Raw genomic sequence first — 15,211 nt, forward strand, 5'->3', positions numbered from 1 at the left:
CCACTGTAGGCAGTCTCAACAGTTCAGAACCAATCCGGTCGACGTCTCCCCGCCGGCGGCCATCACTAGAACGTGATTGCGCAGGGACCGAGGCCTGCCAGCACGGTTGCCAAAAAGAGAGGCCCGGAATGACCCGGGCCTCAAAGCGTGAACTCCTTTCGGGAGCGTCACGACGGGATGGGAGCATGCGGGGCGGCCGAGCCGCCCCGCAAGGCTTACGAGTGGTAGGCCGCTTCGCCATGCGAAGTCAGGTCGAGGCCTTCGCGCTCGGCGTCGGCTGTCGGACGCAGACCGATGATCAAGTCGACGACCTTGTAGAGGATTGCGCTGCCGATGCCCGACCACAGCAGGGTTACCAGGACGCCTTTGCCCTGCGCCAGGAGCTGCGTGGCCGTGCCGGCATAGCCGGCGGCGAAGTCGGCCGTCGAATAGTCGACGATGCCGGCGCCGCCGAGGGCGGGATTGACCAGAATGCCAGTGCCTAGCGCACCGATGATGCCACCGACGCAGTGGACGCCGAAGACATCGAGGCTGTCATCATAGTCGAACGTGTTCTTCACCACCGAGACGAAGAAGTAGCAGACGAAGGTGGCAACGATGCCAAGCACGATAGCGCCCATCGGGCCGGCAAAACCTGCAGCCGGCGTAATCGCGACGAGGCCGGTGACCGCGCCCGAAACAGCGCCGAGCATGGAGGCTTTGCCGCGCAGCAGCGATTCAAGCACGATCCAGGCCACTGCCGCCGCCGCCGTGGCGACGAAGGTGTTGATCATCGCCAGCACCGCATAGGCGTTCGCTTCGAGGTTCGAACCGGCGTTGAAGCCGAACCAGCCGACCCACAGCAATGAAGCGCCGACCATGGTCAGCGTCATCGAGTGCGGCGCCATGATGTCCTTCTTGTAGCCGATGCGCTTGCCGATCATCAGCGCGCCGACGAGACCGGCAATGCCCGCATTGATGTGAACGACCGTGCCGCCGGCGAAGTCGATGGCGCCGAAGCTGAAGATCAGGCCGGACGGGTCGGCATAGGCGCTCGGGCCGCCCCAGAACCAGACCATGTGCGCGATCGGGAAGTAGATTAACGTCACCCATAGGATAACGAAAAGGATCAAGGCGGAGAATTTGACGCGTTCGGCGAATGCGCCGACGATCAGGGCGGGCGTGATGCAGGCGAAGGTCATCTGGAAGACGACGAACACCAGTTCAGGAATGGCGACGCCCTTGCTGAAGGTTTCCGAAAGCGTTGATACGTTGACGCCGGAGAGAAACATCTTCGAAAGGCCGCCGACGAAGGCGTTGCCCGGGGTGAAGGCGAGGCTGTAGCCGTAGAAGACCCAGATGATCATGACCACGCTGGTGATGGTGAAGACCTGCATCAGCACCGACAGCATGTTCTTGGTACGAACCAGGCCGCCGTAGAAAAGCGCAAGGCCGGGAATGGTCATCAACAGCACCAGCACGGTGGAAATCATCATCCACGTGGTGTCGCCCTTGTCGACGGTAAAAGCCGGCGCTGCTGGCGCTGCCGCCGCGACGGCGGGAGCCGCCTCCTGCGCGAAGGCAGCAACCGTGCCCAATGCTCCGAGCGCTAAGGAGCCCAGCAGCGCGGAGCGCGCCACTGACTTCAAGGTGGAAGGTATATTCATTGAACTCTCCATTGGAATACGTGTTCGCCGCTCAAAGTGCGTCGGTGTCTGTTTCGCCGGTACGGATGCGCACCGCCTGATCGATGCCGAAGACGAAGATCTTGCCGTCGCCGATCTGGCCGGTCTTGGCCGCCGCCGTGATGGCTTCGACGGCCTTGTCGACCAGGTCTGTGCTAACCGCGACTTCGATCTTGATTTTCGGCAGGAAACTGACCGCGTATTCCGCCCCGCGATAGATTTCCGTGTGTCCCTTCTGACGCCCGTAGCCTTTGACTTCGGTGACGGTCAGGCCCTGGATGCCGACGGCGGTGAGCGCTTCGCGCACCTCGTCGAGCTTGAACGGCTTGATGATTGCCATCACGATTTTCATAAGGTTTCACCCTTTGCTGTTGCGGTCCCCCGCGTTTGCACACCTTCACCGATCCCAAAAAGCCCGGAGAGTGCCCAACAGGATTCAAGCTCCGTGCCAGTTGCCGAAGCAGGGTGTTAACTCATTGTAAATAAACGGATCGCTCGAGTCCCGGCGCCACGGTGCGCACTGTCAACGGACAGTCACTGATTAAAAAGTAGGCAATTTTTCGAAAATGCCTATTCCGCAGGCGGCCGCTTCAGCCGGATCAGGCCTTCCTGGGCAACCGAGGCGATCAGGGTGCCGTCGCGGGCAAACAGCGAGCCGCGGGTGAAGCCGCGCGACCCCTGCGTCGACGGGCTGTCCTGCGTGTACAGGATCCAGTCATCGAGCGGATGGCTGCGATGGAACCACATCGCATGGTCGAGGCTCGCCGCCTGGATGTCGCGGTCGAAAATGGCGCGGCCGTGCGCAAAGGTCGAGGTGTCGAGCAGCGTCATGTCGGAGAGGTAAGCAAGCACCGCCGCCTGGATGCCGCGGTCGGCCGGCACCGGGCCGGTGGTGCGGATCCAGATGTTCTGCTGCGGCTCCAGCTTTTCGCGGCTGGTGTAATGCTTCAGCATCACCGGCTTCATCTCGATCGGCCGGTCACGCTCCCAGTAGCGCTTGATGCCGTCCGGCACCGCCTCGCCGAACTTGCCCAGCAATTCGCGCTGCGACAACAGGCTGTCGGGCGGCGGCACGTCGCGCGGCATCGGCAGCTGATGCTCAAGGCCAACCTCGTCCTGCTGGAACGAGGCTTCCAGCGAAAAGATCGCCTGGCCGTGCTGGATCGCCACCACGCGCCGCGTGGTGAAGGAGCCGCCATCGCGGATGCGGTCGACCTCGTAGACGATCGGCACCTTGGTGTCGCCGGGCCGCATGAAATAGCCGTGCAGCGAATGCACGTGGCGCTCGGGCTCGACGGTGCGCTGCGCGGCGACCAGCGCCTGGGCGATGGTCTGGCCGCCGAAAACGCGCTGCCAGTCGAGCTTGGGGCTGCGACCACGGTACAGATTGTGTTCCAGCTGCTCGAGGTCGAGAATGCTGAGAAGCTCGTCCATGGCCGCCGTCATGCTTCGTGACCTCGCCGTAAGATGCTATGGCGGTTTCCGACAGGAATGGCGGGCAGTCAAGGCCGGAATGCCCCAGTGGGCGGGGATGGTCGAGACTTCGAAAGGAATTGACATGGCGAACCGCAACCCGGACGCAAAAACCCCGCTCGACGTGCTGGTCGCTGGCGCCGGCTATGTCGGCCTCGCCGCCGCCGTGTCGCTGAAACAGGCGCGGCCGGGCCTCGCCGTGGCGGTCGTTGATGCTGCCCCGCCGGCGTCTGGCAGAAGGACCGCCGCGCCTCGGCGATCGCCGCCGCCGCCTGCCGCATGCTCGACCAGCTCGGCGTCTGGCAGGAAATCGTCGGGCAATCGCAGGCGATCACCGAGATGATCGTCACCGATTCGCGCACCGCCGATCCGGTGCGTCCGGTGTTTCTCACCTTCGATGGCGAGGTCGCGCCGGGCGAACCGTTCGCCCACATGGTCGCCAACAAGGACCTGAACGGCGCCTTGCGCCGCCGCGCGCAAAAGCTCGGCATCGACATCATCGAAGGTGTCGCGGTCGCATCGTTCGACGGCAATGGCGCCGGCATCACCGTGCATCTGGCCGACGGCGCGGCGATTGAGGCGCGGCTGCTGGTCGCCGCCGACGGCGTCAATTCCAAATTGCGCGACATGGCCGGCATCAAGACGGTGAAATGGGAATATGGCCAGTCCGGCATCGTCTGCACGGTGGCGCATGAGCGCCCGCACAATGGCCGCGCCGAAGAGCATTTTCTGCCGGCCGGCCCGTTTGCAACGCTGCCGCTCAAGCCCACCGAGGACGGCACCAACCGTTCGTCGCTGGTCTGGGTCGAACGTTCCGAGGATGCCGAAAAGCTGGTCTCGGGCGACGACCTCGTCTTCGAGCAGGAGCTTGAATTGCGCTTCGGCCTGAAGCTCGGCGAAATCCGCGTCACCGACAAGCCGCGCGCCTGGCCGCTCGGCCTGACCATCGCGCGCGCCTTTGTCGCCCCGCGCGTAGCACTTGCCGGCGACGCCGCGCACGGCATCCACCCGATCGCCGGCCAGGGCCTCAATCTCGGCTTCAAGGATGTGGCGGCCCTTGCTGAAGTGGTGGTCGAGGCCGATCGCTTGGGACAGGATATCGGCGCGCTCGACGTGCTCGAGCGCTACCAGCAATGGCGCCGCTTCGACACGGTGCAGATGGGCGTCACCACAGATGTGCTGAACCGGCTGTTTTCCAACGACATCGGCCCGCTGCGCCAGCTCCGCGACATAGGCCTCGGCCTTGTCGAACGGATGCCCAGGCTGAAGGAGTTCTTCATCCGCCAGGCGTCGGGGTTGTCCAACGGCACACCACGGCTGCTCAAGGGTGAGGCGATTTAGGCCGGGAATGAGTGCCGCTTTGTCATAGACGCGGCTCGGCTCCTGACATCAGCCGCGCAATGTTGGCGCGGTGGCGCACGATCACGTAGATGCCGCCGGCGATGACCAGCAACCGGTAGGGCAATGGTTGTTCCATGCCGCCGACGAGGGCGATCGCGGTGAGCGCCGCCAGCATCGAACTCAGGGACACAATTCGGGAAACTGCCAACACCACGGCAAATGCCGTCGCCGCGCCTAGACCCACAGGCCAGGACATCGCCAACAAAACACCCAACCCCGTCGCAGCCGATTTGCCGCCGGTGAAATTCAGCCAGATCGAACGGCTATGCCCAAGCAAAACAGCGAGTCCGGCCAGGCATACAACCCAAGGAGCCCAAACGGGCATATCAGATATTGCCGACGGCGGCGTTGCGGAAGACCAGAAACAAAACCAACGGGCAAAGATGACCGCTGCCGCCCCTTTCAGCACGTCCACCAGAAGCACCACCAATGCTGGCCATTTCCCGAGTGTGCGCAATACATTTGTCGCACCGGTGGACTTGGAGCCGTGCTCCCGGATATCGATGCCCTTAAGCAGTTTCCCCGCCAGGTAGCCGGCAGGCGTAGAGCCGATAAGGTAAGCGGCAGCCGATCCTACCACGCTCGCTATCCAGAATGACATGCGCCCGGGCTGTTTCTCAGTTGACCTCAAACCCCAGCTTCTGCCGCAGTCGCAGCATGCGTTGGTCGGCGACCTTGAAACTCTGCTCGCCGCTCTTGGCAACACGATCCAGCATCTGCAGCAGGTCTTCGCGCTCATGCGGATCGAGGCGCTCGCGCAGGAAGGGCGCCAGCTTGTCGATGACGATCGTCGTGTCGTCGATCTGCGCCGCGGCCCATTTGGCGTAGACGACGGCTTCATCGGTCTTCTTCTGGTTGTCCGCAATCTGCGAGATCACCTCGCGGATGACCGTTTCACGCTTCGGCAGGATCGGGCCGTGCTCCGCTGCCAGTGCGGTGATCAGCGTTGCCGCCGCCACCACCGGATCGTCGATCGCCGTCAGCGGCGACAGCGCCGCCTGCTTGCGCAGCTTCTTGCGCCTTATGTTGCCCTGGACGCGGCCGACGACGTCGGCGACCTCGCGCGCGGCTTCGTTCATGGCCTTCATGCGATACCACCAGAACGCCCCGGCTCCCAGCACGCCGAGAATAGCAATCAGGAAAGGCATGTCGAATTCCCCCGAAAATTGCGGCGACGATAGGAGAACTCCGGCGTTGCTTCAACACGCAAGAATTGTATCTGATGAGAAAACAGAGCTGGCCCCCTAATCATCCAGACGCCGAGATCGGACGTCCTGGGTTCAGGTCGCTCGTCACGGGCATCTGATGGTGCAACCGCTTGGCGATAACGCCGACTTCGCATCGAGCGCGGTGCCCATCATGACGATCCGTTCGGCCACTGCAATGCGGCTGTCGGCGCGGTGACGCCGGCCTGGGACGATCCGATGTTCCACCCGATTCTCTACGGGTCGGGGCAAGGGGCGGAATACCGCGCCGGCTTCTACGGCCTTGCCGGCTGGCACAAGGAAGGCCATATGCTGCGCGCGCTGTTCGAGGGCGTGATGTTCGAGCATAGGCGCCACATCGAAGTCTTGAAAAAAGCCGGCGTCGGCTTCGACAGAGCCGTGCTATCCGGCGGCGGCTCGCGCAGCGAACACTGGCCGCAGATCTTCGCCGACGGGCTTGGCGTGCCGATCACCGTCCCCGAAGCGCGCGAGACCGGCGCGCTTGGCGCGGCAATCGGCGCCGGGGTCGCGGCCGGCCTGTTCGCCGACTACGAGGCCGGCGTTGACGCCATGACCCGGTCAAGCGCCGCCTACCGTCCGAACCCGGCCATGCAGGACCATTACAACAGGCGTTATCGCGCCTATTGCGGCCTTGCCGATACGCTGCGATCGTTCTGGGCCGAACAGGCGGCAGAACCGAGTAGAACACCGCCGAGTAAACCACCGCAATGACCCAACGGCTCGATGGCGACTACGACTACATCATCGTCGGCGCAGGCACGGCGGGCTGCGTGCTGGCCAATCGGCTGAGCGAAAACCCGGCGACGCGCGTGCTGCTGCTTGAGGCCGGCGGCAGCGACAATTATCACTGGGTGCATATCCCGGTCGGCTATCTCTATTGCATCGGCAATCCGCGCACCGACTGGATGATGAAGACTGCCCCCGAAGCCGGCCTGAACGGCCGCTCGCTGGTCTATCCCCGCGGCAAGGTGCTGGGCGGCTGCACCTCGGTCAACGGCATGATCTACATGCGCGGCCAGGCGGCGGACTACGATGGCTGGCGGCAGATGGGCAATGTCGGCTGGGGCTGGGACGATGTGCTGCCCTACTTCCTCAAATCCGAGGACCATCATGGCGGCAAGACCAAGCTGCATGGCTCCGGCGGCGAATGGAAAGTGGCGCGGCAACGCCTGTCCTGGCCGATCCTGAACACGGTGCAGGAGGCGGCCAAGGAATTCGGCATCATGCCGCGCGAGGATTTCAATGACGGCGACAATGAGGGGTCCGGCTTCTTCGAAGTCAACCAGAGCAAGGGCGTGCGCTGGAACACAGCCAAGGCATTCTTGCGCCCGGCGCTGCGACGGCCCAACCTTCGGCTGGTCGTCAACGCGCATGTCGAGACAGTGCTGTTCGAGGGCAAGCGTGCTATCGGCGTCCGCTACCGCGCCGGCGGCCAAGCCATAGAGGCAAAGGCCAGGAGCGAGGTGCTGCTGACCGCCGGTTCGATCAACACGCCGAAACTGCTGGAGCTTTCCGGGGTCGGCGAGCCGGATCGCCTCGCCGCGCTCGGCATCGATGTGGTTCACGCCAGCCCTGATGTCGGCGAGAACCTTCAGGACCATCTGCAGATCCGCACTGTCTACAAAGTGTCGTCGGCGCTGACGCTCAACACGCTAGCCAACAGCCTGAGCGGCAAGGCGAAGATCGCGCTGCAATATGCCTTTGGCCGCTCGGGACCGATGTCGATGGCGCCGAGCCAGTTCGGCATGTTCTCGAAATCCGATCCGTCGATGGCGACGCCGGACCTGGAGTACCACGTCCAGCCCTTGTCTACCGACCGGCTGGGCGACCCGCTGCACCCGTTCCCGGCAATCACCATGTCGGTCTGCAATTTGCGCCCCGACAGCCTCGGCTCCGTGCATGCCACGACGCGCGAGCTGGCAGTGCAGCCCGATATCCGGCTGAACTACCTCTCGACGGTGCGCGACCGCGAGATCGCGCTGCGCTCGGTGCGCCAGGCGCGCGGTATCATGACCGCCAAGGCGCTTGCCGGTTTCCAGCCGGAGGAGATCCTGCCGGGCCTCACCCACCAGTCCGATGATGACCTGCTGCACCAGATCGGCTCGATCGCCACGACCATCTTCCACCCGGTCGGCACCTGCCGGATGGGGATCGATGACCGCGCCGTCGTCAGCCCGGACCTGCGCGTGACCGGTATCGAGGGGCTGCGGATCGTCGACGCGTCGATCATGCCGCGCATCGTCTCCGGCAACACCGCCTCGCCAGTGGTGATGATCGCCGAGAAGGCGGCGGATATGATCCGCCGGCCTGCATGACCTCGCCGCCGCCTATGACCCCGGCACGTCGTAGATCGCCCTGACTTCGACGGTGCCGATTTCAGCCAGCGGAATTTTGCCGGCGATCTCCAGCGCCTTGTCGAGAGTGTCGGCTTCGATCATGACGAAACCAAGCAACTGCTCCTTGGTTTCGGCAAACGGACCGTCAGTGATCAGCCGCTTGCCTTGGCGCCGCCGCACCGTCTTCGACGTCTTCACCGATTGCAGCGCCTGCGCGATGATCAGCTTGCCTTGCTGGTCCAATGACCGGTCATAGGCCATCGAATCGGCGTCGAGCTTGGCCAGACGCTCCGGCGTCATGGCATGGAGGTCCTTTTCCTCGCCGTAGACCAGACAGACATATTTCATTTCCAGCTCCCTTGCTGTGACGACCCATAGGCGATCACGGTGCCGGCGGCATCCTTGCCGGCAGCAGCGTGGTCGAGCACGCAGACCGCAATGCCGATCACGGCGACCGCAGCAAGCAGCCGGCCGAAGCCGGAAGATCGCGAGCACTCGATCTCGCGTAGACGCGCGCTTTTGTCGGCGTCGTTCCAATGGGCAGAAAACAGATTGTTCATCTTGGATCTCCATCCGCCACGAGAATCCGTGGACGCTCGCAGGACGGCCGGCGCCGATGCAAGTCGACATTTTTGCACGCACATTTTTTCAGAAAAAATTCGCAGGGCACGCCGGCGTCGCATCCGGCCGAAACAGCGCGGTGGTCTTCCCCTGCCGCCGCGCTATAGTTGGAGGGAACGCCGCGTGGCCGGCGCTGTCGCTGTAATCAAGGAGAATCTTATGGACCGCACCGCAAACGCCGTCTGGAAAGGCAATCTGAAGGAGGGCACGGGCACCCTCGACAGCCAGAGCGGCACCTTGAAGGGCACGCCCTATTCGTTCAAGGCTCGCTTCGAGGACGAGAGCGGCAAATCCGGCACCAATCCCGAAGAGTTGATCGCGGCGGCACACGCCGGCTGCTACGCCATGCAGCTGTCGCATTTCCTGGCCGAGAACGGCACGCCCGCCACTGAACTCGACGCCAAGGCGGTGGTGACGCTGGTCCCCGGCACCGGCATCACCGGCAGCGCCATCACCCTGATCGGCAAGGTACCGGGCATCGATGCGGCGAAGTTCAAGGAATTGGCCGAGAAGGCCAAGGCCGAATGCCCGGTTTCGAAGGCGCTCGGCGCCATCAAAGTGTCGCTCGACGCGAAACTGGGGTGATCCGCCGATTTTGCCCGGGGCAGCGATCCTTCGCGCCCCCTCTGCCCTGCCGGGCATCTCCCGGGGAGATTGGAAGCTCGGTAGCTGGCACTTTCTTTCGACGTTCGTGATTGGCGAAGGCCGGCGTGACATCTGATCTCCCCACTTGAGGGGGAGATGGCCGGCAGGCCAGAGGGGGTGCTGTCCCACCAACGTCTCGGATAACTATTAAGCGCCCAGCGCATCAAGCCGGGCGCGAAGGGCTGCGACTTCCTGCTCCAGAGCCTCCAATCTCGCTTCCAGGTCGGAAGCAGGCAAGGCCGGCGCGCTCCGCTGCACCGATAACGCCGCGACGTCCACCGGTCCTGCGAGCAGATGCACAAAACGGTCCTCGCGCTGCCCCGGCCCGCGCGGTATTTCCTGGACGAGCGGCGGTCGGCGGCCGATCAGCATGTCGAGTTCAGCGCGCAGGTCTTCGATCGACGAAAACCGCGCCATGCGCTCAGCTCGCGCCAGCAACTCATGCGCCGTCTGCGGCCCGCGCAGCAAAAGCAGGCCGATCACCGCAGTCTGCGGCCTCGTCAGCGAGAAGCGCTGCGCCATCTGATGCTCATAGCGCTCGACGCGCGAGCCGAACATCTGACGCACCAGCCCCTTCTGCTCGAGCAGCTTCAGCGTCCGATGCACCTCTGTCGGCTCGAGCGCCATCACAGGCTCGCGCGCCGTCTTCTGGTTGGCGGCTGCAAGTGCTGCATTCAGCGTCAGCGGATAGACATCCGGCGTCAGCTCCTTCTTCTCGATCAGGCAGCCGAGCACACGGGCTTCGACCGGATTAAGGATTGGAAGCTCTTCGCTCATTGGGTTGAGTATCCTTTCTAGCGCCGGCGAGACAGCGCCCCCCTCTCTGTCCTACCGGATATCTCCCCACGCGGGGGAGATCGGCAGCTTCGCCGACAGCGCGCCATCCTTCAACCTTGGAGATTGGCGAAAGCCGCGATGACGGCCAATCTCCCCACCCGTGGGGGAGATGTCCGGCAGGACAGAGGGGGGCGCGAAGGATCGCCGCGTCCGAGATTGCCGCGAGCGAACTCGCCTCAACTAAACCCGCCGCTCCACCATCATCTTTTTGATTTCGGCAATCGCCTTGGCCGGGTTGAGCCCCTTCGGGCAGGTCTGGGCGCAGTTCATGATGGTGTGGCAGCGGTAGAGCCGGAATGGGTCTTCGAGATCGTCGAGCCGTTCGCCCGTGGCTTCGTCGCGGCTGTCGATCAGCCAGCGATAGGCCTGCAGCAGCGTCGCCGGGCCGAGATAGCGGTCGCCGTTCCACCAATAGCTCGGGCACGAGGTCGAGCAGCAGGCGCACAGGATGCACTCGTAGAGCCCGTCGAGCTTTTCGCGATCCTCATGGCTCTGCAGCCATTCCTTGGCCGGCTCTGGCGACACTGTCTTCAGCCATGGCTGGATCGAGGCGTGCTGGGCGTAGAAATTGGTGAGGTCGGGCACCAGGTCCTTGACCACCTGCATATGCGGCAGCGGGTAGACCTTGACGGCGCCGGAAATGTCGTCGCAGCCCTTGGTGCAGGCCAGCGTGTTGGAGCCATCGATGTTCATGGCGCAGGAGCCGCAAATGCCTTCGCGGCATGAGCGGCGCAAGGCAAGCGTCGGATCGATCTTGTTCTTGATCCAGAGCAGCGCGTCGAGCACCATCGGCCCGCAATCGTCCATGTCGACGAAATAGGTGTCGATGCGCGGGTTCTCGTCATCGTCGGGCGACCAGCGGTAGATGCGGTATTCCCGCAGGTTGGTGGCGCCCTCCGGCTTCGGCCAGGTCTTGCCCGGCTGCACCTTGGAGTTCTTGGGAAGCGTGAGTTCGACCATTACCTCAGATCCTTTCGGATGACGGGCTTCGGCACCATGGTCAGTATACCCTGGCCTTCGGCGCGATCTTGGCAAGACTGATGCCGCCGTCCTTTTCCGCCACCAGCGGCTCGGTGTGCACGGGACGATAGCTGAGGCTCACCTGGCCGTCCTCGCTTAGCCGGGCCAGCGTATGCTTGCGCCAGATAATGTCGTCTCGGGCCGAAAAATCTTCGCGCGCATGCGCGCCGCGGCTCTCCTTGCGCGCCTCGGCGCCGTAGACCGTGGTGATGGCGTTGGCCATCAGATTTTCCAGCTCCAGCGTCTCGACCAGGTCGGAATTCCAGATCGTCGAGCGGTCGGAGACTTTCAGGTCCTTGAGCTCGGTCCATATCTGCGAAATGCGCTTGCAGCCGTTTTCGAGCGACTCCTGTGTGCGGAACACGGCGGCGTCTTCCTGCATCGCCTTCTGCATTTTCTCACGCAGAACGGCGGTTGGCGTCGAGCCATTGGCGTGGCGCAGCCGGTCGAAGCGGTCCATGATGTTTTCGACCGAGGCTTCGTTGGGCGAAGGGATCGCCGAATTGCGGTCGATGACCTGGCCGGCGCGGATTGCGGCGGCGCGGCCGAACACCACCAGATCGATCAGCGAGTTCGAGCCCAGCCGGTTGGCGCCGTGCACGGAGGCACAGCCGGCCTCGCCGACCGCCATCAGCCCGGGTGACACCCGGTCAGGATTCTCGACAGTCGGGTTCAGCACCTCGCCCCAGTAATTGGTCGGCACGCCGCCCATATTGTAGTGCACCGTCGGCAGCACGGGGATCGGCTCCTTGGTCAGGTCGACGCCGGCGAAAATCCTGGCCGATTCCGAAATGCCCGGCAGCCGCTCATGCAGCACGGCCGGATCGAGATGGTCGAGATGCAGGAAGATATGGTCCTTGTTCTTGCCGACCCCGCGGCCTTCGCGGATCTCCAGCGTCATGCAACGCGAGACGACGTCGCGCGAGGCCAGGTCCTTGGCCGACGGCGCGTAGCGCTCCATGAAGCGCTCGCCCTCGGAATTGACGAGATAGCCGCCCTCGCCGCGCGCGCCTTCGGTGATCAGGCAGCCGGCGCCGTAGATGCCGGTCGGATGAAACTGCACGAACTCCATATCCTGCAACGGGAAGCCGGCCCGTGCCGCCATGCCGCCGCCGTCGCCTGTACAGGTGTGCGCCGACGTCGCCGAGAAATAGGCGCGGCCATATCCGCCGGTCGCCAGCACCACCATCTTGGCGGAGAAGCGATGGATGGTGCCGTCGTCGAGGTTCCAGGCGACGACGCCGGTGCAGGTGCCGTCCGGTTCCATGATCAGGTCGAGCGCAAAATACTCGATGAAGAACTGTGCATTGTTCTTCAGCGACTGGCCGTAGAGCGTGTGCAGGATGGCGTGACCGGTGCGGTCGGCGGCAGCACAGGTGCGCTGCACCGGCGGGCCGTCGCCATAATTCATCATGTGTCCGCCGAACGGCCGCTGGTAGATCTTGCCCTCTTCGGTGCGCGAGAACGGCACGCCGTAATGCTCGAGCTCGTAGACCGCCGCCGGTGCCTCGCGCACCAGATATTCCATGGCGTCGACGTCGCCCAGCCAGTCCGAACCCTTGACGGTGTCGTACATGTGCCACTGCCAGGAGTCCGGACCCATGTTGGACAGCGACGCGGCAATGCCGCCTTGTGCCGCCACCGTGTGCGAGCGGGTCGGGAACACTTTGGTGATGCAGGCCGTGCGCAGGCCCTGCTCGGCCATGCCGAGCGTGGCGCGCAGGCCGGCGCCGCCGGCGCCGACGACCACCACGTCGAACTTGTGGTCGACAAAGGTATAGCCGGTGGCCGATTTCGCGTCCTTGGCCAAATCAGCCTCCGAATGCCAGTTTGAGCAGGGCGAAGATCGAGGCGACGCCGACCGCTATGGTGAAAACGTGCTGAGTGCGATCAGCGCCAGCTTCATGCCTTCGGCATGCACGTAATCCTCGATAATGACCTGCATGCCGACACGCATATGGGTGAGACCGGAAACGAGCACCAGCGCCAACACCAGCGCCACGAACGGACTGGCGAGCGCCGCCCGCACCTCGGCGAAGCCGGCGCCATTGAGCGCGATCAGGAACCCGACGAAGAACAGTATCAGCGGGATGTTGGCAATGGCCGTCAGCCGCTGTCGCCAGAAATGCCCGGTGCCTTCGCGGGCCGAGCCCAGACCGCGGACCTTGGCCAGCGGCGTGCGCATATCGTTGTTGTTCGTGCCGCTCATCACAAGGTTCCCCGCGCCATGTAGCCGGCGACCCAGATCAGCAGCGTGAGCAGGATGGAACCGGCGAGCGTCGCCCAGGCGATCTTCGATGCCGTGTGTTTCTCCAGCCCGGCGCCGGTGTCCCAGACGAGATGGCGCACGCCGCCCAGCATGTGGTGCATCAGCGCCCAGGTGTAGCCGAACAGGATGAGCCGGCCGAGCCAGGTGCCGAAGGCCCAGTTGATCCAATCGAAAGCGCCTTGCGAACTCGCCGCCGCCATCAGCCACGCGGCGACCAGCAGCGTGCCGAAATACAGCGCCCCGCCAGTGATGCGGTGAATGATCGACATCGTCATGGTGATCGGTGGGCGGTAAATCGTCAGGTGCGGCGAGAGCGGCCGTTCACGTCTGGCGGTTCGGGTGGCTGGTGATTTGCTCATGGCTGCCCCAGTTCGATGTCCGGAGCCGCGGTGGAAAGCGGCACTTACCGCCTCGATATATGACTTCAGACAGCCGGTTTCTAATGCTCTTTTTGCACCGCGTCAAAGCCGGAAAATCGTTTTGAAAACGTCATTTAGTCTGACAAAAGGCTGCTGTTTCGCTTCAATCGATTTGGCCACCGTCGAAAGCCGGCGCACCGTTCGCTGCAGTGCGGCATTTCCTTTGCAATCGACGCCAGGCTATCGTTTGCAGGTCTGTGGTGTCGAGCCCCTCTTCATCACCAGCGCCTCGCGCGCGTCGATCACGATTGCGTCATGCGACGCGGCTTCCTGGTAGCGGCTGGACTGGTTGGCGGGTGATGCGGCAAACTCCTCGGTCGTGCCATCGGGCCTGACAACGCGCAACGCCGTGCCGAGGTTCTGGATGGTGATCACACCGCCATTGCCGCATCTGTAAGTCGCCGTGCCGACAGCAGACCGCGGGGCCGTAAGGTCGGTGACAATCTTGGCTGGCGGTGCGGCAGGTGCTGCAGGAGCCGTTGCGGAAGCCGGGGACGCCACAGGTGGGGCGGACTGCTGAGCCGGCGCGGGCGCGACAGTGGGTGGTACGGTATTCACCGCCGTCGGCGCGCCGTTCTGCGGCACGCAGGCTGCGGCAGTCAGCAAGGGGATCGACAACCGCGTCACCCGAAACGTGCGGCGTAACGCCATATGCTGTCCTCCTGCGCGGCTAACTAGCCGCGATGTTCCACCAAGATCAAGCTCACCCGACATCAGCGTAGTTGTGTGCGTCGCGGCCGATGGTGCGGGCAAGCATGGCCGAATGATGACGCCCGGGTTTTCCATCCCGTCGGATATTAACCATGTTTGGCGAGAGATCGCCGCCGGATGCGCCTGCCCTCTTAACAAAGGTTAAGAAAAGGTTAATTTCCGATCCGATCGGGTCCACAGCAGAGAGGACACCATGCTTTCGAATTCAGGAAGAGCGCGCCTTGCGGCGCTTGTGCTGGCGACAGCCAGTCTCGGCTTCGCCGCCCCGGCAATGGCCTGGTCGCGCCATCATGACCGCGTCTATGCCGATTCCCTGGGCAATCTCGTCATCGACAGCGCCGCCGGCTACAAGCGCATCATTGTCGGCCAAGGCAGGCTGGCCAAGAAATTGTCCGACTACACCAGCGCCGGGCAGCCGGAAGCGGAACCGGAAGTCCTTTATGAAGACGAGGCGGATCACATCTCCAGGCGTGGCTGCTACCAGCCGCCGGTGTTCGTGAAGGGCCGCTCCTATATGTACGGCCTCTCCGATGGCGAAATGCCCAACCTCAGCCCTTGCCGCTGATGCTCCGGCACGGCCGAGAGGCCG

The 15,211-nt window shown here is 63.8% G+C and carries 15 protein-coding genes and 3 pseudogenes; 5 read left to right on the plus strand and 13 right to left on the minus strand.

Annotated elements, in window-relative coordinates; all coding sequences use genetic code 11:
* Positions 1–215: 215 nt before the first annotated feature.
* From NLY44_RS21425 to tesB, 3 genes are all read right to left on the minus strand, one after another.
* Positions 216–1,646 (minus strand): ammonium transporter, encoded by a 1,431-nt coding sequence (locus NLY44_RS21425; protein WP_023670498.1) that lies wholly within the window; start codon positions 1,644–1,646, stop codon positions 216–218.
* A gap of 31 nt (positions 1,647–1,677) precedes the next feature.
* Complete coding sequence (locus NLY44_RS21430) at positions 1,678–2,016, minus strand: P-II family nitrogen regulator (RefSeq protein WP_023670499.1); 339 nt, start codon at positions 2,014–2,016, stop codon at positions 1,678–1,680.
* A gap of 218 nt (positions 2,017–2,234) precedes the next feature.
* The gene (tesB, locus tag NLY44_RS21435; RefSeq protein WP_023687727.1) at positions 2,235–3,110 is read right to left on the minus strand and encodes an acyl-CoA thioesterase II; all 876 of its coding nucleotides are present in this window, start codon (positions 3,108–3,110) and stop codon (positions 2,235–2,237) included.
* Positions 3,111–3,222: 112 nt separating this feature from the next.
* Between tesB and NLY44_RS21440 the strand changes: the two are divergent.
* Positions 3,223–4,478, plus strand: a pseudogene (locus NLY44_RS21440) (ubiquinone biosynthesis hydroxylase).
* Between the two features lie 22 nt (positions 4,479–4,500).
* Here NLY44_RS21440 and plsY read toward each other — a convergent pair.
* Positions 4,501–5,139 (minus strand): glycerol-3-phosphate 1-O-acyltransferase PlsY, encoded by a 639-nt coding sequence (plsY, locus tag NLY44_RS21445; protein WP_023670502.1) that lies wholly within the window; start codon positions 5,137–5,139, stop codon positions 4,501–4,503.
* A 16-nt stretch (positions 5,140–5,155) separates the two neighbouring features.
* Positions 5,156–5,686 (minus strand): hypothetical protein, encoded by a 531-nt coding sequence (locus tag NLY44_RS21450; protein WP_023670503.1) that lies wholly within the window; start codon positions 5,684–5,686, stop codon positions 5,156–5,158.
* A 198-nt stretch (positions 5,687–5,884) separates the two neighbouring features.
* On the opposite strand from NLY44_RS21450, the pseudogene NLY44_RS21455 reads away from it, so the two are divergent.
* Both NLY44_RS21455 and NLY44_RS21460 read left to right on the plus strand, forming a co-directional pair.
* Positions 5,885–6,475, plus strand: a pseudogene (locus NLY44_RS21455) (FGGY-family carbohydrate kinase); the annotation flags it as partial.
* Positions 6,472–8,079: a GMC family oxidoreductase gene (locus tag NLY44_RS21460; protein ID WP_023806432.1), complete on the plus strand. Its 1,608-nt coding sequence runs from the start codon at positions 6,472–6,474 to the stop codon at positions 8,077–8,079. The pseudogene NLY44_RS21455 and the gene NLY44_RS21460, both read left to right, overlap by 4 nt.
* Before the next feature lie 12 nt (positions 8,080–8,091).
* Here the strand turns inward: NLY44_RS21460 and NLY44_RS21465 are convergent, their stop codons facing one another.
* Entirely contained in the window at positions 8,092–8,448 is a 357-nt protein-coding gene (locus NLY44_RS21465; protein ID WP_023698373.1) for a YciI family protein, read from the minus strand.
* On the minus strand, positions 8,445–8,660 hold the full coding sequence (locus tag NLY44_RS21470; protein WP_023726056.1) for a hypothetical protein: 216 nt from the start codon (positions 8,658–8,660) through the stop codon (positions 8,445–8,447). The genes NLY44_RS21465 and NLY44_RS21470 overlap by 4 nt, the downstream gene beginning before the upstream one ends.
* A 220-nt stretch (positions 8,661–8,880) precedes the next feature.
* Here NLY44_RS21470 and NLY44_RS21475 point away from each other — a divergent pair, with 220 nt between their 5' ends.
* Positions 8,881–9,306, plus strand: a complete 426-nt coding sequence (locus NLY44_RS21475; protein ID WP_023670508.1) for an OsmC family protein — start codon at positions 8,881–8,883, stop codon at positions 9,304–9,306.
* Between the two features lie 207 nt (positions 9,307–9,513).
* On the opposite strand, the gene NLY44_RS21480 is transcribed toward NLY44_RS21475, so the two are convergent.
* The 6 genes and pseudogenes from NLY44_RS21480 to NLY44_RS21505 form a co-directional block, all read right to left on the minus strand.
* A complete protein-coding gene (locus NLY44_RS21480) occupies positions 9,514–10,143 on the minus strand; it encodes a YceH family protein (protein ID WP_023806433.1) in 630 nt (209 codons plus the stop codon).
* A gap of 240 nt (positions 10,144–10,383) precedes the next feature.
* Positions 10,384–11,163 (minus strand): succinate dehydrogenase iron-sulfur subunit, encoded by a 780-nt coding sequence (locus tag NLY44_RS21485; RefSeq protein WP_023670510.1) that lies wholly within the window; start codon positions 11,161–11,163, stop codon positions 10,384–10,386.
* A gap of 40 nt (positions 11,164–11,203) precedes the next feature.
* Positions 11,204–13,033 carry a succinate dehydrogenase flavoprotein subunit gene (gene sdhA, locus NLY44_RS21490; protein ID WP_023694495.1) on the minus strand — a complete coding sequence of 610 codons (1,830 nt, stop codon included), beginning with the start codon at positions 13,031–13,033 and terminating at the stop codon, positions 11,204–11,206.
* Between the two features lies 1 nt (position 13,034).
* Positions 13,035–13,432 (minus strand): annotated as a pseudogene (gene sdhD, locus NLY44_RS21495) (succinate dehydrogenase, hydrophobic membrane anchor protein).
* Positions 13,432–13,851, minus strand: coding sequence for a succinate dehydrogenase, cytochrome b556 subunit (gene sdhC / locus NLY44_RS21500; RefSeq protein ID WP_023683884.1), 420 nt, complete (start codon positions 13,849–13,851; stop codon positions 13,432–13,434). Before sdhC ends, sdhD begins: the two are co-directional and overlap by 1 nt.
* A gap of 240 nt (positions 13,852–14,091) precedes the next feature.
* On the minus strand, positions 14,092–14,562 hold the full coding sequence (locus NLY44_RS21505; RefSeq protein ID WP_023806434.1) for a hypothetical protein: 471 nt from the start codon (positions 14,560–14,562) through the stop codon (positions 14,092–14,094).
* 253 nt (positions 14,563–14,815) lie between these two features.
* Here NLY44_RS21505 and NLY44_RS21510 point away from each other — a divergent pair, with 253 nt between their 5' ends.
* The gene (locus NLY44_RS21510; protein ID WP_023687709.1) at positions 14,816–15,187 is read left to right on the plus strand and encodes a hypothetical protein; all 372 of its coding nucleotides are present in this window, start codon (positions 14,816–14,818) and stop codon (positions 15,185–15,187) included.
* Positions 15,188–15,211: the final 24 nt, after the last annotated feature.

Origin of the sequence: Mesorhizobium sp. C089B, from assembly GCF_030323125.1 — a bacterium.
Classification (GTDB): Bacteria; Pseudomonadota; Alphaproteobacteria; order Rhizobiales; family Rhizobiaceae; genus Mesorhizobium.

What these genes read in the sequence shown, in the direction of transcription:
- NLY44_RS21465 (WP_023698373.1), bottom strand. Translation starts at nt 8,448, where the DNA reads ATGAAATATGTCTGTCTGGTCTACGGCGAGGAAAAGGACCTCCATGCC.
- sdhC (WP_023683884.1), bottom strand. Translation starts at nt 13,851, where the DNA reads ATGAGCAAATCACCAGCCACCCGAACCGCCAGACGTGAACGGCCGCTC.
- NLY44_RS21480 (WP_023806433.1), bottom strand. Translation starts at nt 10,143, where the DNA reads ATGAGCGAAGAGCTTCCAATCCTTAATCCGGTCGAAGCCCGTGTGCTC.
- NLY44_RS21425 (WP_023670498.1), bottom strand. Translation starts at nt 1,646, where the DNA reads ATGAATATACCTTCCACCTTGAAGTCAGTGGCGCGCTCCGCGCTGCTG.
- tesB (WP_023687727.1), bottom strand. Translation starts at nt 3,110, where the DNA reads ATGACGGCGGCCATGGACGAGCTTCTCAGCATTCTCGACCTCGAGCAG.
- NLY44_RS21430 (WP_023670499.1), bottom strand. Translation starts at nt 2,016, where the DNA reads ATGAAAATCGTGATGGCAATCATCAAGCCGTTCAAGCTCGACGAGGTG.
- NLY44_RS21450 (WP_023670503.1), bottom strand. Translation starts at nt 5,686, where the DNA reads ATGCCTTTCCTGATTGCTATTCTCGGCGTGCTGGGAGCCGGGGCGTTC.
- NLY44_RS21475 (WP_023670508.1), top strand. Translation starts at nt 8,881, where the DNA reads ATGGACCGCACCGCAAACGCCGTCTGGAAAGGCAATCTGAAGGAGGGC.
- NLY44_RS21510 (WP_023687709.1), top strand. Translation starts at nt 14,816, where the DNA reads ATGCTTTCGAATTCAGGAAGAGCGCGCCTTGCGGCGCTTGTGCTGGCG.
- NLY44_RS21470 (WP_023726056.1), bottom strand. Translation starts at nt 8,660, where the DNA reads ATGAACAATCTGTTTTCTGCCCATTGGAACGACGCCGACAAAAGCGCG.
- NLY44_RS21485 (WP_023670510.1), bottom strand. Translation starts at nt 11,163, where the DNA reads ATGGTCGAACTCACGCTTCCCAAGAACTCCAAGGTGCAGCCGGGCAAG.
- plsY (WP_023670502.1), bottom strand. Translation starts at nt 5,139, where the DNA reads ATGTCATTCTGGATAGCGAGCGTGGTAGGATCGGCTGCCGCTTACCTT.
- NLY44_RS21460 (WP_023806432.1), top strand. Translation starts at nt 6,472, where the DNA reads ATGACCCAACGGCTCGATGGCGACTACGACTACATCATCGTCGGCGCA.
- NLY44_RS21505 (WP_023806434.1), bottom strand. Translation starts at nt 14,562, where the DNA reads ATGGCGTTACGCCGCACGTTTCGGGTGACGCGGTTGTCGATCCCCTTG.